The organism is Paenibacillus vulneris (genome assembly GCF_039543185.1).
In the GTDB taxonomy this organism is placed as follows: domain Bacteria; phylum Bacillota; class Bacilli; order Paenibacillales; family NBRC-103111; genus Paenibacillus_S; species Paenibacillus_S vulneris.
On sequence record NZ_BAABJG010000055.1, the window covers coordinates 100056 to 123761 of the forward strand.

The following is a 23706-nucleotide window of genomic DNA, read 5'->3' on the forward strand; positions in this document are numbered from 1 at the left end:
TGGCTGGTAAAAATGTTTTATTTAGAATTATTATAATCTGTAACAAAGCAATTGTAAATGGGCTAATGCCCATGGGGTCTGTTAAAAAACCTATCGGACTTGAACTAATGCCAACATACTACGGTGGAGTATCCCCCTCCAGCCACTATTGAAACCCGTGAAATGGGATTATATTTAGCGGTATTTTCACTGATTTCAAAGGTGGACGAAAACTCCTCTGAGGCATACCCCACCTCCATATGCAGCATAATTCACGCAAGCCAGGGTTTTTCAACAAACTAATTGGGCTGATACCTATACCATGCTTCGTTTTTCGTATTTTCTGCCAACGCATACCCCTTCCCACCATTGGACATTATAAGGAACATATTCCAGTTCAGCTTACCGCCCTACTAACGTTACCAACGAAATGAGATATCGGATATGGATATGTCGAATACGAAGATCAGTCTTTTGCAAGCCTTCATGATCTTGATGCTCATGAATGGCCTCACGAATCATGTCATCGTCAATCCCATGATCCTGGATGCCGCAGGAAGAGATTCTTGGTTTTCCGCGGTACTTGCCGGCGGACTCTTTTTCCTCTGGTGTTTGATCCTGCTTTTTATTATCCGTAGATCAGGACACCAGAAGCTTCAACCTTGGCTGGCTTCTCAGACGAACACCTTCCTGTCCTGGGTCCTCATCTCGCCTATTGTGGTTCAGCTCTATCTGATTGGAAATACAACTGTTGTCCATACCTCAATCTGGACGGTGACGAATTATTTGCCGGCAACGCCCAAGATCATCCTGACAAGCGCCTTAACTCTCGTATGCTTTTATTCAGCGATTATGGGGATTCGAACGATAGCCGTTTGCTCGGGCATTCTTCTGCCATTTGTAGTCATATTAGGAATATTCGTCGCTGTAGCCAACGCGCCGGAGAAGGACTACCATTTGCTGATGCCTTTTCTTGAGAAAGGAATGGAGCCTGTAGTTCAGGGGATGGTATACGCAGGCGGGGGTTATGTTGAAATGATCATCATTCTACTGCTGCAGCACCATGTAAAGCAGAAGATCAAGCTCTGGAAGCTCCTTTTGTTTGCAATCCTCATGGTATACATAACGATAGGTCCTTTGATTGGCGGCGTCGTGGAATTCGGGCCGGATGAAGCGGCCAAACAGATGATTTCACCCTACGAACAATGGCGTCTTGTACGGCTGGGGGATTATGTGGAGCATGTCGATTTTTTATCCGTGTTTCAATGGCTCTCAGGGGCTTGCATCCGGATAAGCCTTGCTCTATTTTTGCTTGCCGATATCCTTCCGACCAAAAATGCCAAGATGAAGCATCTTCTCATTCTGATCGTTGCACTGAGTTATGTCGCCACTTCCTTTATTCCTATCAACCAAAACGAATATTACTTGTGGATGTACCATCACTATTTTCCTGCCTTCTTAGTCGTATCATTCTTTACTTCACTGGTATGGGGAGCTGTTTCCCTGATCAAAAGAACCAGAAAGGAGGAAGCCACATGAACGAGAACCGATCCCGAACCCCTTCGTGGAATATCCATGCTTTAAAGGAGTTGTTCGTTCGTTCCTCTGACGTTCAATTGCTGGAGCACCATTTTTCCGAAGCGGATGATTCGGTAGTCTGGCTAATTTATGCTGAAAGTCTCTGCGACTCCAAGCAGCTTGGCACCGACATCCTTCCGGAACTAAAAGAAATCTATTCGTCCAAAGGCTTTGCGAATTTTACCGAAACCAATTATTACGGTACGCTGCCTTTTATTCCTTTCTCGCAAAAAGCTTCCGGGGAGTTTATCGTGGAGTCCGTATTTCAGGGCGACCTTATCCTTTTCTTCCCCCAGACGAATTCCTTATTCAAGCTGAATATTTGCAATGTACCTGGCCGAAAACCTGAAGAGTCGTCGGTAGAAATATCTATCAAAGGTCCCAAGGATGGATTTACCGAAGAAATTTCAATGAATATTGCTCTGATTCGCAAAAGAATCCGAAGCAACAGCCTGTGCTGTGAAACCATGATATTGGGACGAAGAACACGAACGAAGGTCGGGATTATGTATATCGATGATATACTCTCTCCTCAAGTGCTTAGCGAAATCCGCAAACGCCTGAAAAAAATCGATGTGGACGGGATCTACAGCATCGGGCAGCTTGAAGAGCTCCTTGGCGACGTGAAATATTCACTGTTCCCTTTGCTCGACTTCAGCGGACGCCCCGATTATGCGGTTGCGTCTCTATTAGCGGGCCGTTTTATTCTTCTTGTTGACGGAAATCCGTTTGTTCTTGTTGCTCCCGCTACATTCTCATTGATCTTAAAATCCCCTGAAGATATTCATTTCAACTTTCAATATGTTTCGTTTGCAAGATTAATCCGACTCTTGAGCTTTTGGCTCTCGGCCTTTCTGCCGGGATTTTGGGTCTCTATTGCCGCATTTCATCAGGACCAGATTCCGTTCCGGCTGATGGCTACCATCTCGGTATCCCGTCTGGGGCTCCCTTTTACCGCGCAGATTGAGATGCTTATCTTGCTCATTCTCCTCGAGATATTCAGGGAAGCAGGAGTTCGGTTGCCTACCTCCATCGGGCAAACCTTGACCGTAGTCGGAGCCCTTGTAATAGGTGATGCTTCTATCCGAGCCGGATTGGTTTCTCCTTCAGTAGTCGTTGTGGGTGCTGTAACCGCGGTAACCGGCGTAACCCTGGTCAATCAGACCCTGAGTACCGCACTCAGTACGATCAGGTTGTCGGTATTCATTGTTTGCTCTTTACTAGGTCTGTACGGTTTTATACTCAGCATCATCCTGCTTACCTTTTACATGTCCAAGCTTTCATCCTTCGGCGTCCCTTATTTGTCACCACTCTCCCCTCCAATACCCAAGGATATCTTGAAGTCGTTCCTAAGAAGTCCATGGAGCAAGCTGAGAGGAAGACCCCGTGTTCTCAACACCGTGGATCCGGATCACCAGGGGGAACAGGAATCGTGAAGCTTCGAAAAGTACTTCTCATTATTCTCGCATGTCTATTGCTGCCGGGATGCTGGAATTCCAAAGATATTCAGCGGATGGCCTATGTTACGGCTCTGGGGCTCGATTATAAGGATGGCAAATATATTTCTCACGTCCAAATATTGAATTTTGCCGGTGTCGCCAAAGTCGAATCTACCGAGATTGGGAAAAATATCCTGATTTGGTTAGGAAAAGGCGAAGGGACGACCGTTACCGAATCGTTCAATTCCATCTATGCCACATCTCAAATTCGTGTGTTCTGGGGGCACGTCAAAGCGCTTATCATATCGGAAAATTTACTGAAGCACGGTGATAAAATTAAAGAAGCCTATGACATGCTTAACCGTTACAGAGAAGTTCGATACAATATTCTTCTTTATGGAACCAACGAGCCGCTTGAAGAAGTACTGCATCAAAAATCAATTCTTAATTTCTCGCCGCTGGATTCAATTATGGATACTCCTTCCCAAACCTTTTCACAGCGCTCTTTTATCGTTCCTCAATACGGTTATAAGTTCATAGCGCATATCAACGAACCTGGTAACCCGGGGTTCCTTCCTTCCTTGACCATTGATAGGCAAAGCTGGCAGGAGGACAATAAGCCTAAATCGTTATTGAAAATCAATGGGGCGTATTTTTTTCGAGAGGGAGACATGATCGGTTGGCTTTCAGAAAACGATCTAACCGGCTACCGATGGCTGCAGAGAAAGCTGGAACGCTCCCCTATCAATATCCCTGATGATAAAAATCCAAAAGCAGCTGTCGTTATGCTTAATCCCAAAGCGAAAATTCAGACTGTATTTCAGAACGGAAAACCGAAGTTCAACATTTCTGTCAAAATTGAATCCTACATAGACGAGATGATCACGGATATTTCCGAGCAGGAATTGGAGGAGCAGGCGGCCAAAGTCATAAAACAAGAGATCCGTTACTCCTTTACTAAAGGAATAGAAAAAAAACTCGATGTGCTTAGGCTGGATGAAGCTTTGTACCGTTCCAATCCGAAACAGTGGCGGGAGGCTCACCAAAATAAGGAATTCATTCTTGACGAACAATCACTGAATCGTATTGATGTTACGGTGAAGCTGCTTCACACGGGGAAATATAAAGGCAGGGTCAGTTAACATTTATTAATGAGATTGATAATTAATATTGGTAATTTTCTGTATAAGCAAAAAAGCCCTTTTTGAGGGCTTTTTTGTAAGAAAGACGGCCTGTTATTTTTGTTGTTGAGCGTTTTTATCACCGACTGTGACGGTTACTTCCTGCTTATTTCCGTTACGCATAATCGTTACTTTAACCTTGTCTCCGACTTTGGATGCCTGGATGATTTTGGTCAAATCGTCCTTGTTTGCAATCTCTGTTCCGTTTACGGCAATAATAGCATCATAAGGTCTCAAGCCTGCTTCAAAGCCTGGAGTTTTCGGCTGGACATCAGCGATTAACGCGCCTTTTGTGCTGGTCAAGTTCAGGTCGGACAGCATATCATCCGTAATGTTTTGAACACTCACACCCAGATATGGCGCCGGTTCTTTTGGAATTTCCACGTTGTTTTTCAGATTTTCCAGCACAGAGCTGATCGTGCTCGTAGGAATGGCGAAACCGATGCCTTGCGCTTCGGCGCTTACCGCCGTATTAATTCCGATAACCTCTCCGTTCATGTTCAATAGCGGACCGCCAGAGTTCCCCGGGTTGATAGCGGCATCTGTCTGGAATAAATGTTTATATTCGCGGGTACCTTTTTCATCCGGGATACTGATTGGACGCTCTTTAGCGCTGATCACGCCGGAGGTTACCGTATAATCAAAATCATAAGGGTTACCGATTGCTACTACCGAATCCCCTACCCGAGTGTTATTGGAATCACCGATAGGCAGCGTTGGGAACTCTTTGTCACCTTCGATCTTCAGAACAGCCAGGTCAAGATCATAGCTGTTACCAAGCAATGTGGCCTTGAACGGCGTATCGTATCCTTGAACAGTGACTTCAATCTCATCCGCACCGTCGATGACGTGTTCATTAGTTAAAATATAGCCGGAGGATTGAAAAATAAAGCCGGACCCCATACCGCTGGACTGCAGAGCACCGTCATTCGATTGTGACTGTTTGTCGCTTCCGCCTCCATTATAGCCAAAGAATTGGCGGAACAAAGGATCGTTATACATCGAATTGCTGCGGGAATTGTTAACCTTGACCTTCGTTTCAATCTTGACGACTGCCGGACTCGCTTGTTTGGCAATGTCCGCGATACTGCCTCCTGCAATCGAATTGGAATAGGCTGCGGTTTGCGCCGACCCGCTCGATGTTACGGAGGAGCTGGCACCGCCCGCCGCGGCGATATTCTGAGTGAATAAGTTATATTTATCCGAGACGAACATCAAGCTCCCAACAACTACTGCACCGGCCAAAAAAGCCGCCAGACTGCTTTTCAAAGTGCTGCGTTTCTTCGTATCATAATGCCCTGCCGAGTTCAAGGTCACTTTACCGGAATTAAAAAACGGGCTTCGAATTGTTTTTTCCGGCTGGATCCACTCCGTAACAGGCTCTTCAACGGGTGATTCCATTGTCTCTGCCTCAGGTTGAGCTTTATATTCTTTATCGTAATTGTTTTCCATTGTAAAATACCTCCCATATGTCCGTGATATGAATTCGTTCACTAGCCATCGGCTATGAATTTATAATAGAATTCGTACCTTAAACGTACTTTAAAATTAGTTAAATAGGAGGTAAAAGCCTGCAAGTGGCGTCGTTACTGAAAGAAAGCTTGTTTGAGCCTCTCATTTGCTAGACGAGGCTTGTCTATCAGACGCTATTTTTAAGCTGGGATTAATCCTCAAAAGTACCGGTAGGACAAAATAAATAGGGCATTGCTGCTCTCTAGCATAAAAAAATCCCCCCTACTTCCTGCAAAAAAGAAAGTAAAGGAGATTCATAGGGCTGCTATATTTACTTTTTAAAAGTAACGGACTTTTCATATTTGCTGAAGCCGTCTTGTTCCCCTTTATAGGTGTAGCCGTTTCGGCTGTAAAATTGGTTTAATTGCGGACTGCTGGCAATGCAGTCGAGCCGAACAATGCTTTTCCCATCAAAATGGATTCCTGAATCGCACCATTGCAGGATAGCTTGTCCGAGGCCTGAATTTGCAAATTCGCGTTTGACCGCAAGCCGATGGATATAAACGGCACGATCCTCCGTGTGCGCTTCGGCGCCCCAAAGCTTATAATCCCATTCACTAGGCTTCTGCAGCAGCATGACTACACCTGCGATACTCTCCTCTTTCTTGCAGACGAATACATCGCCGCGCCGTACTGCTTCCACCGTATTGTGGGAGTCATGACCTTCCAGCAGCCCTCTCCATTGGGATGAGCCTTTGCTGCGCAGCCATTCCGCAATCTCTATAAGCAAAGCCATGATAGCCTCAGTATCTTGGGGTTGAGCCTGCACCATTATGCTATTTTCGCTGATTAGATGATCATGAATAGTAAAAGCTTGGTTCATTAGCGCAAACCTCCTTCTTGGTTGACTTCCGTTCGATTTCTCCCTTTCCGTTTCGCCTCGTATAGAGCTTGATCGGCCAAACCCAGCAGTTCGGAAGGCTCTTGGGCCTGGGAGGGATACTGGGCCAAACCGATGGATAGAGTGCATGTCCTTCCAATAGGGTTCTCGGTTGTCTCAAAAGCAAGACGTATCCGTTCCGCCGTAGCGTAAGCATCTGACAGGGATGTCCCCCTCAGCAGCACGACAAACTCTTCACCGCCATACCTGCAGCTAATATCCTCTTGGCGCAAATAATGATGCAATAGTTCTGCAAGATGATTTAATACAGCATCCCCTGTCTGATGGCCGTAAGTATCGTTTATCATTTTAAAACGATCGATATCCATAATCAACAGAGAGAAGGCCGTAGTCTCCTCTACCCATTGCTTCATAATTTTCTCAAGCGATCTGCGGTTCATTAGTCCTGTAAGCGGATCGATGGATGCTTCCCGTACCAATTGATCTGTATGCGCCTCTATATGCTTCAGGGCGTTCCCTAACGACTTTGCCAGCAAATCGGCCTCAAAGTTCCAATAACTGCCGAAGGAGGGAGCGCGGCTTTGTCCGCTTTCATAATCACTGACCTTCCTTGCCAGGGATACGAATGGGCGCGTCAAGCGGCAGGAAAACCAGATGGCAATTAAAAGCAAAAGAAAAGTCGACGGCACAAAGTAGATTAGAAGCTCCTTCGTATAGTACTGAAGCTGATTATCGACAGCCTGCTTGGGGGAGACGACGACAATCCCCCATCCATTTGAGGGAACTACGGAATAACCGGCTAGCTGAGACACCCCCCGCGTATTCGTAACCTGCTGCTTGCCGCTCCGTCCTTGGGTAATTTGGTTTACGACCGGATTGGCAGATACCAGCTCCCCTACTCGGCCCAATTCGGGATGGAATAGCAGATACCCATCCGAACTGACCACATAGTAGTAGGAGCCGTACTCATCAATGGAAGAGCTGCCGAAAACCTGGCTGATCACATTAGGCTCCTGAAGGTAGATCGTCCCTAATAAGTAACCCCGGAATTCGCCCTGCTGATCGAATATCGGTTCGCTCATCGACACGATCAATCTATTCGTAACCGAAGTGACGTAAGGCTTGGACAGGTACGGCGTCCTCAGCCTTATCGCACTCCTTGCTGCCTCGGTCAATACAACCGTTCCTTCGATCCTGCTGAGCGACGCCGGTGTCGCCGCATGAACGCGTCCCGTCTCCTCCACCAGTACGATAGAATTGAAGAACCGGCTGCTATTTCTCAGCAATTCCAGCTTTTGATTAACATCTTGAACGGTCATATCCGGATAGTTCCGAAGGGTTTCAGCCGAATAATGCAAGCTCTCTTTCATGGTTGTGAAAATGCCGTCCATGGACATACTCATTTTGTTCGCAGTAAAGGAATTTAGATTCAGAGTGGTTTCTGTTAAAGATTTTTTCTTGGAATGAAAGGATAGAACCAGGAGAATCGTTGCGGTAACCAAGATCGTTAAACAAACCATTCCCGTGACGAGCGTAGTCAAGCTCACCTTTTTTTTCTGGATGATTTGAAGCTCTCGAAGAAGGGACATGTATCCTCACCAGTAGTTAGATTAATAGAACAACATGTGTATTATACAATAGATAGGGATGAGGTACACAGATCTAAACAGGACTTAAGATAAAATTAATGTGACGATTCCTTTGAAAATCACGTTGCTCAGCCCCCAGAAAATGGTAAAAGCCCCCAAACCCAAGAAATCCTCTTAGGCTGAGAGCTTTGGATATGACCTTATGGATTAGAGCGCTAATTGAAAAATATGTTTCTGAATCGCTTTGGCAACCCCATCCCGCTCATTCGTATCCGTTACCGCATGGGCCGCCCGCTTCAGCTCCTCGTCCGCGTTGCCCATAGCAACCCCGAGGCCGGCCGCCTGGATTAACCGGAAATCATTCATATTATCGCCAATGGCCATGACCTGCTCCATTCCAATGCCCAGCTGCTCGCATACGATGCGGACGCCGGATTCCTTGGAAATCCCTTTGGGGGAGATTTCAATATTTACCGCCGCGGAGCGCGTAATCTCCAAAGTGCCCCAGCTCTCAATAATATCGCGAAGCCGCTGTATTGTGTCCAGATCATCATGGCGAATGCCGAACTTCATCCAGTCGCGTTCAAACATTTGCTCCGTCCAGTTCCGCTTGCTCGTCAGGCTCTCTACGCTGTAGCCCCAATAATGGGCACCCCATTCAACCGCTAATTGCTGGAGCCGAAGCACATGATCACGATCGATATACACCCGCTTAGCGAGCACCTCAGGACGTTCCCATACCTCGGCTCCATTGACAAGAACCATCGGGGTCTGCAGTTCAAGCTCCTCCCAAAATGTCTTGGCTGTCTGTGTGCCGCGGCCAGTCGCGAAGATCACCTTCACGCCTGCCTCGACCGCCCTATGAATCCAGGCCTTCGTTTCTTCCGTTATCGTCTTGTCCTCCGTTAATGTCGTCCCGTCTAAATCCAGAGCCAATAATCGGACTTGCGGCATTTCCGCTCCCTCCCAAATCTTATTTGGATCAACCGTCCTTACTCTATAGAGATAAGCTTTCGAGCGGCACATCAAAAAAATGATTCACGACAAGGCCGCCGGCCGATGTAGATTCATTCGGGGTTTGCGGCAAGTAAACCAGCTTGACTCCCCGGCATGATTCCGGAATAGTAGAATAAATCCGCTTCTCTAGCGGAGTGCGAAGCCGTGTCCCCAGCACATCTATCATCTTGCCGGTCAGCAGCACATGATCCGGATTGAAGAACGTGATCACGTTGCTTATCGCCGTTCCTATCGCAGGCTCAATCTTATTCAGCAGCGCTGCGGCCTGCTCCTCCCCCGCATCCAGCTGCTCCGCAAAGCTCTCCGGCGTATATCCGGCGTTGCGCTTCAACCCGCTGACCGAGGCCAAGGTGGTCAAGCAGCCTCTGGCTCCGCAGTGGCATACGGGCGTTTCTTCAGGAGCAAACGCCTTATAATGGCCGAATTCACCTGCGACATGCGAGGAACCCGTACACAGCTGTTTATTCAAAACAAGAGCCCCGCCAATGCCATAATCCAGCTTGATCGTCACATTATTAGCCGAATCCGCCAAACGTCCTTTGAGATTCTCAACGATGGCCAGCAGGTTGGCATCGTTCTCCAAATATATTGGAACATTGTATCGCTCTTCCAGCCGTTCCTTCAGAGGGAACTTCTTCCAGCGAAGACCCGGGGAATAAATGACCACTCCTTGTTTGGAGTCGACAAGTCCTTGAATGCTGCAGCCGATGCCTTTGAGCTGATGCGGCTTCGGAACTCGCTTCATCAGCTCATCGACGATTTGGATGATGTACTCAAGGGGATGCTCCACATCACGATAAGCCTGAACCTGCTCCTTGATTTCGTGAATCGTATGGTGCTGGAAATCAATCAAGGTTCCTCTGACGTATTTCACTGCAAGCTCAATCCCAATGGCATACATCTCCCCGGTCTTGACAACGAGCGGGATTGGCTTTCTCCCGCTATTGCCGGCAATGGGGTCGGTTTCGAGCAAATAATCGTCCTTAAGCAGCCTGTTCACAATATTGGTAATCGTTTGTTGGGTAAGGCCCGTTTTCTCAGCCAGCTCCACTCGCGAAATGGGGCCTTCGGTATAAATCAGACGCAGCACTTTCTGCTGGTTGATGGATTTAAGCAGTTTGTTGCTAGTCGTTCTTTCAGGCTTCACGGGATGCAGCACCTTTCTTGCTCCCCATCATCTGGGGTGATTTCATATTCACCGCCTTTTCCAGCCATGGAAGGGTAAGGCGAAACGCCCGGATTTCTTGAAATGTCAGCCTCCACTGAAGCCGCAGAATGCTGCTCCAATTCCGCTCCGCGTACAGTGAAGCCGTTAATCCAAGCGTCTTCATTATATACCGCATTCGCCGCAAATGAAAAGAATTGGAAATTAACACAAACGTACATAAATTTCGCTCTGTAAGGATCAGCTTGCAGTTCACGAGATTGTGGACCGTATTACGGGAGCGGGATTCCAGGATCATTCGCTCCGCGGGAACCCCTTGGTCCAGCAAATAATCCCGCATAATCTCGGCCTCTGTCCTATTGGATTTCACGGCCCCGCCGGATAGTACCAGATAACGGTAATGATACTCGCGGTACAGACGCAGAGCCACATCCAGCCGCTCCTTTAGTAAGGGATGAATTTGATTGCCATCGCATCGGTACCCTAGAACAATCAATGCATCTGCAGGCTCCTTGCTTCTTCTGCAGGAGTGCATCCACACAAAGTACGTCAAAGGCACAGCCGCAATGATGCACAGCATCGTCATAAGTGCTATTTCCCACATCCTGCTGTTCCTTTCCGATTGGTTAGTGCCTCAATATAATTATAAATCAAATTGATTAATTACATGATACGATAAAACCATCCCTTCGACAATCCCTTATTTATCTAGCTCTGCTATTCCTTTCCCTCGTTCAATTTCACCTGCTTGAGAACGCCGGTCGATAGATTGCCGCTTGTATCCAAGGCTTGCACGAGAACCTCATAGAACCCGTGCTTTAAGCTGCTTGCCTCCACCCTGGTAACACCGGGAGGAGCGAACAGTTCAACGCTCCGTTCCTTCTTGTCATTGCCGCCTTTGGGTGAAATGACAACACGCGTTCCAGCATAATCCTTATCCTGTGGCGGTACGAAGGTCACCTGAATGGTATGACTGAGACCATATACTTGTAACGAAACCGTATCCCCCGGCGGAAGAGTATCTTTGGCAGTAAGCAGTGGTACGGCACCGCTGCGTGTTGAGTTCCCCGCTGCATCATACGCTTCAACCTCGACCCTATACGAAGTGTAGCCGACCAAGTCATCCATCCTATAACTGCATTCTTGCTGGCAGCGATCTGACAGGATAGCATCTACCGTCTGGTCATTGCGGTAAATACGATAACCCTGTACTCCTATATTATCTGACGCCGGGTTCCAATGGATCGTGGCAGCATGGTAGGTTACATCGGTTACCGTAAGGGCAGCCCCTCCGTTCCAAACAGGAGGCAAATGATCCGGTGCTTTAACCCGGAATGACCATTCTGCAGCAGGTATTGCGTATGTTCCCGCCTTATCCGCCGCCTCGATTTTGATATGATGATCCCCTTCCGACGACAGATTGGAGCCCGGTAAGACAAGAATCCGTTTTCGCTCCGGATCATACGTCGCGTTCACCGAAACACCATCCACTACCGCAATGATAGAAGACGGATCGACGCCGCTTCCCTCATCCGTCACATTCACGCTAATGGAAGGGCGCAGACCTGTAACCTCCGTCCCCGGTGCCGGTGTCGGATCACTGAACACAGGCCCTGTTACATCTTCGCCCAAGTCCATATATTCCGCTCTCAGATTGTCCAGATATACTGCGCCTTTATTTTTATTTGCCGGGTCTGATTCACTGACAACGATGTATCGAACCTTCAAAGGATATATCGTATTCTCCGGTACCGGAGCCGTCACGTATTTCCAGCCGGTCCAATCCAGCGCTCCAGGCTCTGTAAGGTCAAAGATTCTATTGGTTCCGTTGCCGTCGGTGACGCCAAGTCTCAAATAATGGCGATTCGAATCGCCGTAGACCCACAATCCAAACCGGTAAGGCTTCCCTTCCACTTCTCTTCCTATTTCTCCATTCTCATCTAGCAAGTTGACATAGGCATTGGAAGTACCGCCTTTTCCCGTGAAATCATAAGTGAGCTTTAAGGATTTCGTCCCGTAGCGAACGGGATTAGGCCTGGCTACAGCATTAATTGTTACAGAGCCTGCTACGGCATTCGCATCCTTGGTTTGCATATGATCCGTGCTTTCGAACGGCTCTAGCAGCTGCGGAAGCTTGCCTACCTGAACGACGGCTTCAGCACTCACCTGACCGAATGAGGCGTGAACTTTGCCGTCTGCGGTTCCATAGGCTGCCTGCAGTTTCCCGTCGCTTGTCACAGTTCCTATTGCACCCTCCACGGACCAAGCTAGCCGCTCCGGAGAGATCCAGACTCGCTGGCCTTCGGTATTGAAGGCTTGAGGTTGAAATACGGCAACAGCTCCCGGCTCAATTACGGCCGGATTCGGTTCAAGAACGAGTCGCTCCAAGGCATCGACTACGATAACTTCAATCTGCTTCATCACGCTTCCGCTCTGAACCGTCAAATGCCCGGTGCCTGGCGTCAACGAGGCCGTAAAGCTTCCCTTGCGGTCCACGGTTCCTACAGCTCCCTGGACTGACCATTGAAGCTCCTCCCTGGAAACAGGTACGCCATTCCCATATGCGTCCCGGCCTTTGACCTCGAACTCCACCCTGCTTCCTGCGGCAACTTGAAGCGGAGCTTCAGGGTTCACAACAAGCGTATTCAACGGACCTACCGGTGCGGTAGTGATAATCGCAATAGCATTGCCTACCGCACGGTCATGACCATCGGAAGGCCGGTTTAACAGACTGGGGTGCATATCCCCCGGCTGCCGGACGTAATAAGTTGTCGAGCCCCCGCCATCGATATTGATTGCATTTTCCATCCCCAGGCTTTGTAAGTAATAAGCGCCTTCGGCCATCGTGATTCCGTCGGAATGTCCCGGTTGTCTTCCGTCGACCGTTAGAAGGTACAGCTTCCCTTGCTTTGTGGCAACCATTGTTCTGGGGTGTCTATCGCTGGTATTGGCATCGGCGGGATCAAGCACGGTTGGAGACACGACCCCGTTCTTCAGAAGAACATACCCCAAGGTCGAATTTCCCGAAATGACTTGTTCCGCTTCCCCGAAGCCTTTGGAGAACGAGATGTCCAACCGCAGCCGTGTACCGACCGCGAGCTTCTGCCGTACCCAATCCGCCTTGGAGCCGGTAGCGGACAAGACGAATGTCCCCGGTTCAATCGGTGTATCCGAAGCTTCCGATATCGACTCCACAACGCCGCTGACCGGCTGCCCCGGTATCAGCTTATTGGCGGGGTCATCCGCACGAATGACTGCTTCGATGCCGCCGCCCGGGGTTCTAGTGGAGCTCCCGAATCTCCAGTTGTACAAAAAAGCGTGATTGGTATGCGTCGCTGCACGGGTCCGGTTAATCATCGTCAAGGTAAGCGACTCTCCATTATCCTTGGTGAGCTTGGAGGTCATCGTTACATTCTCTTCAAGCTTAACCGAATGATCCGGCATAATGGCCATGGCAATCTTGCTTGTCGACGGTGAGCTTACCAATTCTCCGTTCGAAATCATCAAGCCCGAGGGTACGCCTACCGTACTGAAAAAGTCCCCGTTCGTACCCGCTACGGGACGCTCTCCCTGCTGTTCAAGCTCCCCCAGCATTTGGCTGACGGTTGCGGGCGCAGATACCTCTCCATGTGACGAAACCGCTTCCACCTTGACATAAGGGTTCGCAGGATCAACTTCAAGCAGATGAACTGATTCCCGCAAGCCATTCCCAATCAAGGTACGGCTTGTATGGAGGACGCCTGGTGCAACGCTATACTGCTTCTCGTCCAGAGTTTGCCATTGGACCGATTCCGCATGTACTATTCCGGCATCCATCCGTACATTCACCGGTGTCGCCAATACGGCCGCTGTAATGAAACCTGTAACGAGATAACGCCATACTATACTCGTTCGCTTCATGCGATGAATCTCCCTTCGATTACTTAAATTGGGTTGACGAAGCCGATTCACCGGAATCGGCCTCGAGGTACCTGGGGTTGCTTGGCTATTTCTTTCTGGCCTGCTCACTCTGTATATATTTGGCTGCTTTCTCGTTAGCCTCACGAAGGACGGTGTTGATGTCTTTTTTGTCAAAGATCATTCCAGTTAAGGCTTCACGCAAATATTTATAATTCTCGTTGTCGTACTCCGAGTTAATAGGAGCGATTGCCGGCTTCACCTTAAAAATGCCTTCCAGATTCTTTCCTTTATAGATATCGGTGTTGGAAGCGAATTGCTTTTTCAGCTCAGGATCATTTAATATCGTTAAATTGTTTCCTTTATTCATTTCCTTTTGCGATTCTTCGCTGATCATCGTCAAAATAACGCGGTACGCGGCTTCCTTGTTTTTGCTGGTCGGCGGGACCATCAAAGATTGGAACTCAATCTCTCTGCCCACCCCCGGCTTATCATCGAACACCGGATGACCGACCACATCCCAATTGAACCCGTTGCCTCCCTCATTCAGCTGCGGAAGACGGCTCGTAATGGCTGCAAGCCAGGAAGGGAACATAGCCAGCTTCTGGTCCTTCATGAAATAATCGACACCGTATTGGAATTTATTTTTGGAGTCGATATAGCCGGGAATCTCGTACATCTGCTTCAGCAGGCCGAACGTTTTCTTGTAGCCCTCCGTATCGAAGATAGGTGCTCCCTTATCATTCACAGTTCCTAAGGAGTACCCTCTGGAAAAAGTACGCTCCGAGCCGGGATCGAAGCCAAGGTATTGGATACCGTTTTCTTCGCGCGTCAACCGCTTGGACAGCTCGATAATTTGATCCCACGTCATGCCGTCAGTCGGATACGGGACCCCGAAGCGATCAAAAATATCTTTGTTATAGATAAGAACGCCGTAATTGAGCGTGTACGGGATGCCGTACAGCTCACCGTTTTTGCCGTAGGATTTGATCGCGTTAATGGCTTGAGGCTCAAATTTGCTTAGATCAACCCGGTATTTTTTCACAAAATCATTCATATCGCTGGCAACACCGAGCGGGAGCAGATCATTCATATAAAAATGCGTTGTGGCAATCAGGTCTGGAACTTCCCCCGCTGCAATCATATCCGAAAGCTTCGTCCCTTTTATGAGCTCAATATTAATGTTCGGATGCTTCTTCTTAACCGTACCGAACAGCGCATCGACATCGTTGGGCGTATTGATAGCCGCATAATGGGAATACAGCTTAAGGGTGACCGGCTCCGTAATCGTAAGCTCCTCCGGCGCAGCGCTGGCGGGATCGCCGGTCTGCGGGGATTGTGCCGGCTTGCTGGAACAGCCCGTTGCTGCTGCAAGAGCGGACAGCAGGATCAGAATAGCTGCTGATACACGTTTTCTTTGCTTCATGATCAATCTCACCTTCGCATTGGATTTTATTAATGGCATTAATAATTAATATCATTAGATTTGAAAACTCCAAGTTGCAGCAGGAAGAGCTGCATTACGCATCATGTCTGCCGCTTCGACAGTCACCCGGTGAACTCCCGCTTCCAGCGGTTTCATCGGCCTGCACTCCAATATCCCCGTATCCATGCAGAAGGTGTGCGGAAGGACAGCATCATTCAACCAAACTCTGATCGATGCGGGATCCACACCGCTTTTGCTATCCTTCACCGTTACTTGAATCAGCGGGCAGCAAGTTGTTACTACCGCATGGTCTGAAGGCCGCATACCGGAGAATTCCGGACCTTCCACATCCTCATCAAAATCAACATACTCCGCCCTGAAATGATCTAAATAAAGCACTCCCTTATTCTTCTTGGCGTCATTCGCTTCCTCTAGAACGATCGTATGTACACGTATGGGAAACCTGGTGTTCTCAGGGACCTCCGTACAGACATATTTCCAGCCCTTCCAATACAGCCCGTCGGAATCTGTGAAATTCAGGAAGCGTCTAATGCCGTCTGCATCCACTATTTCCAAGCGAAGCCCGTGGCTGCTGCCATCTCCGTTAACCCAAAGCCCGAAGCGGTAAGGGGCTCCTTCTATTTCATGCCCTCGGTCTCCAGTTCCCTTCACAAATGTCATCCGAGCCTCGGAGATTCCCGGCTTGCCTGTAAAATCATAGGTCCACCTGCCTGAGAAGGTGCCGAATCTTACGGGAGAGGGTCTTGCCGCCTTTGTTAACGTGACGGATCCCTCGACCGTATTTACCCCCTCGGTACCGATCCCGTTCAAGCTTTCAAAGTCGGCAATCATGTAATGAGATTTGCCAACGTGGACATCGGCAAACGTATGAATGTCATCCAGACTCGCCTTCACACGGCCTCGGCCGACAACAGCGCCGGCAGCCCAGTAACCTGGCTCCTCCCACTTCCCAGTCTCACCTTCCGTTGACCAGGAGAGCAGCTCGTTGGATACGAGAACCTCATTTCCATCCGCGTCAAAAGCCAACGCACGGAAAGACAGATTACCTCCCGGCTCCACTTCAGCACATGAGGGCACCAGCTTTAAACGGGCCGCCCGATTCGTAATGAGTACCGGAACGGATTGAACGACATTGCCATAACGGACGATGATTCGGCCATCGGCCGGCACCGAACCGGCCATCCATACGCCTTTTTCAAGGATGGATCCTATGCGGCCCTCCAACGACCAGTGCAGCTGTTCTCCATCCACGGGTGATGCATTTCCATAACGGTCTTGGCCTTTTACCTGAAACGCGACCTTGCTCCCCGTCATAGCACGTACAGCAGACGGAATTACAATAAGGGTATCCAGCTCCCCCTTTGGAGCCTGAGTAATGATAGCCAATGCATTGCCGATTTCCCTCTCAAAGCCGTCCGACGGTTGATTCACCAGCGTTGCCCGCTCATCTCCGGGCCGACGAATATAGCAGGTGGTTGAACCTCCCCCATCCAGATTTATCGCGTGCTCCATCCCCTGTTCCTGAAGGAAGCAAGCTGCTTCCAATAGCGTCATCCCGTCGGAATGACCCGGCTGTCGGCCGTCAATAGCTGCAAGATACAATTTTCCTTGCTTGATAGCTGCAATAGTCCTTGGGTGCCTGTCGCTGTTTAACCGTATCCGCGAGTCCAGTAAGACTTCCGGAATCTTTCCGTCTTTAAGCAGCATGAACGCCAACGTAGAATTGCCGGACAGCACCTGTCGGGCATTCTGAATTTCTTTCTCATATTGTATTGATAGTGTAAGCGCCGTTCCTGGGGCAGCCTGCTCCAGAAAGGCTCTGGCCTTCCAGCCCGTTAGAGAGAGAACCCAACTGTTGACCTCAATCGGGGAATCGAAAGCTTCCCCAATGGATTGCACAATCCCCCGAATGGGCACCCCCGGATACAGGTTAACTTCAGCCTCATTCACTGCTACTATGGCTTCGATCCCCCCGGCTGGCGTCCGGGTTGAATCGCCGTAGCGCCACGTGTACACGCAGGCATGATCGGTGTCGCCAGCCTTTCTGGCACGGTTCACCATATCGACCGATAAGTTGTATCCGCTTTCACAATGCACTAAGGCACTCATCCTGACCGACTCTTCGAGTTTTATCGAACCGTCGTTCATCATAACCAGCATGACTTTGGTAAGCAGCGGAGAGGTAATGATCTCGCCATCGACCATATGCAGTCCGGATGGGACCCCTGCATAGCTGAAAAAATCTCCATTAAATCCGGCCACACATCGCTGTCCCTGCGTTTCAAGCTCATGAAGCAGATTTCCTACCGTCTCCAAACGGACAACTTTTCCTTGGAAAGACACTGGTTTAAGCTGTACCAGCTCATGGGACGGGTCCACTTCCACCATGTGTACGGCTTCCCTCAATGCCCCCTTGCTTACTTGCTGTCGCCAATAACGGACTCCCGGTGCTGTGCTCTCCTCGGTTTGAACGATCTGCCAAGCCTGTCGCCGCCTCTCCTGCATCATCTCTACATCTTGAGACAAGGAATCGCCTCCTGTTCCGTTGAATCGAATTCGGATTTGATTATAAATCAATTTGATTAATTATAATAGTACGACAACAGGCTCGAATGTTCAATCCTTATTTTCTGAATTAACAGTCTTTTCAGATAAGATTCGCTTAAGCATGGGGTAGATTCCTTGTGCCATCCTTGTAAATCCGAGATCATTGGGATGGACTCCATCAACGGTGCATTCGTCATAGGATCTTCCCAGCAGGCCCGAGCCGTCTCCAAAAAACAGCAGTGAGTCCCCTTCCTGGTTAAATCGCTCGACTACATGGCGCGCAAAGTCGCGTTTGACTATTCGCTCCTTCCGTTTGGACGGATCGTAGCTTTCCCTGGCATATGGAATTCTGGACAGGACCAGGATAGGAACCTCCGGCTGCATCTCCCTGTAGAGTCGTATAAACGGCTCTAAGGTTTGGCAGTATCTGTCCGTACTGCAATTAGCCTCATAATCCAGAATGAAAGCATCCACCCGCTCTATACTGCGAATGATCCTCGCGAGCTCGGGCTCTCCTTTGCCATTGCCGGAAAATCCAAGATTGATGACCTCTCGCTTCAACCGTCTGCCCAGCTGTTGGGTGTAAGCAAGCCCGGGTCTGCCGGCACAGCCTCCCTGGGTGATGGAGGTGCCATAGAATACAAGACGGCCCTGTCCATAATAGGATGCGTCGTACTCCACTAATGCTTCTGGAGGAAGTCCAATCGCTACTTCCAATACGCTTTGATAGAGTGGAAAATGAAGCGCCACAGGACGAAGCTTGCTCCCTTTGGCTCCTTCAAACAGTATGCACTCATAGGTTGTATCGCTCAGCTTCATCCGGCTAGTCCCAGCATAACGTTCCCGCCCAGCCTCACCAATATATGCGTCGAAACCATTCTGTCCGGTAGCAGGCATATGATCCATGAACGCAGGGCCTCCGAGACGCACACGGATCGCAAGGCGGTCCGCATTGGTCCGAAACCGGATTTGACCGCCCGCCGTACAATTAGCCAGACGGTCGACTGCAGCAGGGAGTGGTTCAACGGGACGAATCGGCAGCCGCCGAAATAACCCTTCCTCCTGGAGCCATGGAAAGCCGAGAACTTGAAACGGCAGGGCAAGCGGTGTGTACCAGCTCCATTCTCCCTCCGCCTTTCTGACCGCCATATTTGCGTCAAGCTGATGGGCCCGAAACGGTTGATTCCTTGTCATACCCTTCACTTCCCTTTCACATAAGGATTTGGCGTCTCTTGATGCACCTGATTATTCCTTATCATACAATAGGTATTCTCCTATGGCATCACTCTTTCATAAATTTAATCAAATTGATTTATTAAATATAAGATACCTTTCCTTTGTTAATTCCATGTTTTCCCGGTTTGAAGAATTTGTTAATCTACTACAACCTCCTTATCTACTAGGTACTCTTTGTACCCTCCCGGCATATCACTAATATGAACATAGAAAAAGACCAATCAGCACGGGTCTGATTGATCTTTTGGGCTTGGTTATTTTTTCATCAATTGCTCGATATTTTTATTAATGGTCTCTTCCGCTGTCCGCAGCGCCGTATTAATATCGACGTTGTTTTGGGTTACTGCCGTTACCGCATCGCTCATCGGCTTGCTGACCGCACTGCTGTCCAATACATGAAATTTCGGCAGCGGAGCCATTTTATTCTTGAAGAAGGCATCCAGATTTTTGCCTTTCAGGCTTTGATAGTTTTCACCCAGATGCTTGCGGATGTCTTTGTTAGTTTGAACGGGGATTCGGCCTGTTTTGGCTACTTCCGTCTGCACCTCCGGAGAAGTCGTCAAAAATTTAATAATTTCAAACGCCTCATTCTTGTACTTGGTTTGCGACGATACCATAAGAATGTGTGCGTCAACCTTGGCTCCAACGCCCGGTTTGTCCGGGAATGACGGTGTGCTCACGATATCCCAGTTGCCGGGGTTGCCCGCTTTGGCAGCCTCCTCCAGCTTGGTGACGACATCCGTCCACCAGAAGTTATACATCGCCAGATTGCGATCTTTGGTAAAAGCGTCCATCGGCTTCATCTTCGGGTCCATATTAGGAATAGAGCTGACATCCTGCAGCACGGACAGCACCTTGCGGTAGCCGTCGTTGTTCACCAGCGTTTTGTTCGTTGCCGTATCGATCTTCTGCAAGCTCAGCTGGCTTCCCAGCGTATCCCAGCTCCCGGGGTTCAGGCCCTGATAATTCACTCCACTGTCGCTGCGTGTAAGCTTGCGTGCCAGCTCTACCGCCTCATTCCATGTCATTCCATCCTTGGGATAAGGTACGCCGAACCGATCAAAGATGTCCTTGTTGTAAAAAAGGGCTGTTGTTCCCATATAAAACGGGAGTGCTACCAGCTTGCCGTCACGGAAGCCCTTTAACGCATCGATTACAACAGGCTCGAAGGCCGATAAATCAACGTTATTTTGTTTGATACGATCATCTATTTCCAGCAGCATCCCCGTATCCGTAAGATTAGGGATAAAATAAAAGCCCGTTAATAGGATATCCGGTATATTCCCGGCGGCAATTCTGTCGGTGATTTCATTGCCCTTCGCCTTCTCGCTGCGCTCCAAGGTTACATTCGGGTACTTCGCTTTTACCGGACCGGCGATCAGCTTCTCAAAATCGTCCTGAAGCATAGGCACCTCTGTAAATACGGTAAGTGTGATCGGATCGGTACCAATATTGCTCTTGGCCTGCCCTTGATTATCCGGAGCGGCCGCCTCTTGTTTGGCGCAGCCTGCCCCAACCCCCATAGTGAGCACTAAGGCCAGCATACTTGCAGCCCATTTGTTAGTCATGTCTTATTCCCCTTCCGTTTTCTGCTGTGTTCTCTATTTTGGGGTACAGCAAAGCAAGCGTTTGCATGTACAAATGAAAACACTTTTTTCAAATCATAATTATAAATCGGTAAAACGATGATTCGGAAAAATGCAATCTCAACAGGCATTTTCATCATCACTGTTTCCGCTTACATCATTCTACATGAAGATTTCTATCTTTAAGAATGTATAAAGTTAACTATTATTTGTATGAAACTAACCTAATAGTAAATGGAATGAAAATCCTCCCGCATTTCCGGGGCGGGAATACGTTACAATAAAATGTTCTCGCCCCGTTCAGAGTACCACTGCACATGATAAATTCTTATGGCATGATTCCGCTCATTCCCATGTCCAATGATCCTCACATAACGGGCGTTTGCAGACTTGAACCGGACGGATTCCTGCTCACTGCTGCTGATCCCGCGCACAAGTTCCTTCCATTCCCACCCGTCCTGAGAGGCTTCGATCGAGAAGGAGTAGCGCTCTTCACCGCCTTTTGTGAAGCCGATGTCCGCTCCCCCAACCTCAACAGCTCGTCCCAGATCGTATCGGATCCATTCGCCATCACCATAGGATATCCATTGCAACGCAGGGTCCTCCTGTAAAGTATGGCAAGGAACATGACCATGCTGATGTCCTTCCGGGGGAATCGTCATCAGCTTATGAAACCGGCTCGCCGTTACCTTGAACAGCTGTCTTGTTTGATCCAGGATGAGCTCCTGTTTGAAAGCAGTCAAATCCTCGCTATTGTCCGCTAACACAACGATGCCCTGCTCATGCTTGTACAGGCTTTTTCCCATCAGCTCAGCTGCCTCCCTGACGTCAATGTATAGAGCCCCTCGTCTTACCCTGGAGTGCAGCGGAACCACTCTCATGCTCTCCCCGCTTCTGACAACACAGCCGTCCGGTCTAATGGTCAGCGCTCTGTCCTGGCCCCGGATTTGAATTTCATTGGTTTCAACGTTTTGTGAAGCCTCATAGCCTAATCGTTGAGCCAAAGACAGAACAGGAATGTACAAGATCCCCTCACGTTCAAAAGGACATTGCTCACGCTCGATGACATGGAGCTTCATTCTCCAATTACGGACAAACATATCACTGCTGCCGGCGCACAATACCCATATATTTTTGCTCGCGTCCCAAGGAACGGACTCCACGGTGGTAAACTGATCTCTCGGCTGAAACAGCGGGCTGCCTTCCTTACGCTTCGCCTTGGTCCAGTCCGGGCCGACCTCATCGGCACTTAGCGGAGCCCGGCCACCCCATCCCACCTCTTTCCCCAGATCCGCACTGCACACGTATCCGGTGTTGCCCAAGGCATGAGTCTGCAGCTCTTGATGAACAAAGCCAGGGGGCAGCAACGCCGCCTTATCGGGTACATCCATTTGGTTATTGGCGTAATAGTTCGGGGCAAACGTAATCTCCATAACCTCAGGATCCTGATCAGCGAAGGTAAGAGACTCCCCTCGTTCCTTGACGATCACATTGTCCGAGATTTCATTCTGCTCGGGCAGCAGTATCCGTTGTTTGGACGGCCATGCGGTTTTGTAGCCGATGCCGATATCCATGTCGAAGCCTTGATTATGGATCATCTGATTATGCCTAATCGTGTTATTCCGGGACCAGTTGTATACAGGCACGCGACCCAAAGGTGTTCCTTCGCGCAGAATCGGCTGCCAATCCGGCGTTAACGGTTCATCTATGTACTCCCCTGACATGACACTAATGGCGAACCCTTGAAGTCCGGATAAATAGTTATGACTTATCACATTATCTTCGCCTGTGATGCGAATTCCTTTGGTTCCACCCACATTACCCCCAAGAAACCAATTCCCTTCCACTACCGTAGTATGGCCGCTTCGGATGACAAGCCCGCCGATGGAATCCTTAAATGTATTGTTCCGGATCACATCATGGTTTGACTTGATCGAGATAACCTCTTCACATTCGCCGTCTGCCCTTTCGAATAAGTTGTTTTCGATGACGACATGCTCACCGCCTGCGCTTCCCGGCTCTCCATCACTTCCTATGCCCATCACCTGAATGATCTCCAGCCCATTGATCCCGTACGCGGGGACATCGACAAAATAATTCGTGTGGATCCGGTTATAGCTTGAATATTTCATGCTTCTCATGAGCTGGCCCGCATGCAGCTTCCCTTTAAAGTAGCAATGGTCCACTTCGTGGTGGGAACCGTCGATAGTGACCCAGAACGTTTTGATATCCGGCTGGCTCGGAACGAAGTCTATGATAGCCGTATTGGTTAATCTGCAATGATGCGAGTTTTTCATAAATCTTATGATCGTATGACTTCCGTTGTTCCCCGGCTGAAGCCCTTCTTTAAAGAACAGCCCGTCGACCACCAGATGCTCTCCGGCAAAGGTTAATGTTGAAGCCCCGGTCACGATGACTTCTCCGGCTGTTTCCGCCTTCAAGGTAATCGGCTGTTCCCGGGTGCCGCTTACGTCTAGTTCCAGTTGAATATCATCCCAAATCCCATTAGCCATGACGATCGTATCGCCCGGTACTGTCGTTTGAATTGCTTTACAAAGACTATCTTTATCGGTAACAAGCATTTGTCCTCTCACCCTGTATCCTCCTATTACATTGACTTCCAAGCTGGTTCAACCACTCTTCGGGGAGCCCGTTAATAAAAAAAGGGCCTGGTTTGATCCCGGCCCCCCCG

At 49.1% G+C, this 23706-nt stretch carries 15 protein-coding genes; 3 read left to right on the forward strand and 12 right to left on the reverse strand.

Annotation, left to right across the window (positions count from 1 at the left end; all coding sequences use genetic code 11):
• Positions 1-423: 423 nt before the first annotated feature.
• Genes ABEA66_RS33305 through ABEA66_RS33315 form a run of 3 tightly spaced genes read left to right on the forward strand, consistent with a single transcriptional unit; the run spans position 424 to position 4138 of the window.
• Positions 424-1518 carry a GerAB/ArcD/ProY family transporter gene (locus tag ABEA66_RS33305; protein WP_345594403.1) on the forward strand — a complete coding sequence of 365 codons (1095 nt, stop codon included), beginning with the start codon at positions 424-426 and terminating at the stop codon, positions 1516-1518.
• Entirely contained in the window at positions 1515-2993 is a 1479-nt protein-coding gene (locus tag ABEA66_RS33310; protein WP_345594405.1) for a spore germination protein, read from the forward strand. The genes ABEA66_RS33305 and ABEA66_RS33310 overlap by 4 nt, the downstream gene beginning before the upstream one ends.
• Entirely contained in the window at positions 2990-4138 is a 1149-nt protein-coding gene (locus tag ABEA66_RS33315; RefSeq protein WP_345594407.1) for a Ger(x)C family spore germination protein, read from the forward strand. The genes ABEA66_RS33310 and ABEA66_RS33315 overlap by 4 nt, the downstream gene beginning before the upstream one ends.
• A gap of 93 nt (positions 4139-4231) precedes the next feature.
• Here ABEA66_RS33315 and ABEA66_RS33320 read toward each other — a convergent pair whose 3' ends face one another.
• The 12 genes from ABEA66_RS33320 to ABEA66_RS33375 form a co-directional block, all read right to left on the reverse strand.
• Positions 4232-5629, reverse strand: a complete 1398-nt coding sequence (locus ABEA66_RS33320; protein WP_345594409.1) for a S1C family serine protease — start codon at positions 5627-5629, stop codon at positions 4232-4234.
• Positions 5630-5960: 331 nt separating this feature from the next.
• Positions 5961-6512, reverse strand: a complete 552-nt coding sequence (locus ABEA66_RS33325; protein ID WP_345594411.1) for a GNAT family N-acetyltransferase — start codon at positions 6510-6512, stop codon at positions 5961-5963.
• Positions 6512-8119: a sensor domain-containing diguanylate cyclase gene (locus ABEA66_RS33330; protein WP_345594413.1), complete on the reverse strand. Its 1608-nt coding sequence runs from the start codon at positions 8117-8119 to the stop codon at positions 6512-6514. The genes ABEA66_RS33325 and ABEA66_RS33330 overlap by 1 nt, the downstream gene beginning before the upstream one ends.
• A 207-nt stretch (positions 8120-8326) precedes the next feature.
• Positions 8327-9073: a Cof-type HAD-IIB family hydrolase gene (locus tag ABEA66_RS33335; protein WP_345594415.1), complete on the reverse strand. Its 747-nt coding sequence runs from the start codon at positions 9071-9073 to the stop codon at positions 8327-8329.
• 43 nt (positions 9074-9116) lie between these two features.
• On the reverse strand, positions 9117-10295 hold the full coding sequence (locus tag ABEA66_RS33340) for an ROK family protein (protein ID WP_345594417.1): 1179 nt from the start codon (positions 10293-10295) through the stop codon (positions 9117-9119).
• A complete protein-coding gene (locus tag ABEA66_RS33345) occupies positions 10273-10905 on the reverse strand; it encodes a YdcF family protein (RefSeq protein ID WP_345594419.1) in 633 nt (210 codons plus the stop codon). The genes ABEA66_RS33340 and ABEA66_RS33345 overlap by 23 nt, the downstream gene beginning before the upstream one ends.
• A 113-nt stretch (positions 10906-11018) precedes the next feature.
• Positions 11019-14201, reverse strand: coding sequence for a phosphodiester glycosidase family protein (locus tag ABEA66_RS33350; RefSeq protein WP_345594421.1), 3183 nt, complete (start codon positions 14199-14201; stop codon positions 11019-11021).
• An 85-nt stretch (positions 14202-14286) separates the two neighbouring features.
• Complete coding sequence (locus ABEA66_RS33355) at positions 14287-15624, reverse strand: ABC transporter substrate-binding protein (RefSeq protein WP_345594423.1); 1338 nt, start codon at positions 15622-15624, stop codon at positions 14287-14289.
• A gap of 54 nt (positions 15625-15678) precedes the next feature.
• Positions 15679-18171, reverse strand: coding sequence for a phosphodiester glycosidase family protein (locus ABEA66_RS33360; RefSeq protein ID WP_345594425.1), 2493 nt, complete (start codon positions 18169-18171; stop codon positions 15679-15681).
• Positions 18172-18261: 90 nt separating this feature from the next.
• Positions 18262-19386 (reverse strand): SGNH/GDSL hydrolase family protein, encoded by a 1125-nt coding sequence (locus tag ABEA66_RS33365; RefSeq protein ID WP_345594427.1) that lies wholly within the window; start codon positions 19384-19386, stop codon positions 18262-18264.
• Positions 19387-19682: 296 nt separating this feature from the next.
• A complete protein-coding gene (locus tag ABEA66_RS33370; RefSeq protein ID WP_345594428.1) occupies positions 19683-20996 on the reverse strand; it encodes an ABC transporter substrate-binding protein in 1314 nt (437 codons plus the stop codon).
• Positions 20997-21289: 293 nt separating this feature from the next.
• Positions 21290-23608: a chondroitinase-B domain-containing protein gene (locus ABEA66_RS33375; RefSeq protein ID WP_345594429.1), complete on the reverse strand. Its 2319-nt coding sequence runs from the start codon at positions 23606-23608 to the stop codon at positions 21290-21292.
• Between the last annotated feature and the right edge of the window lie 98 nt (positions 23609-23706).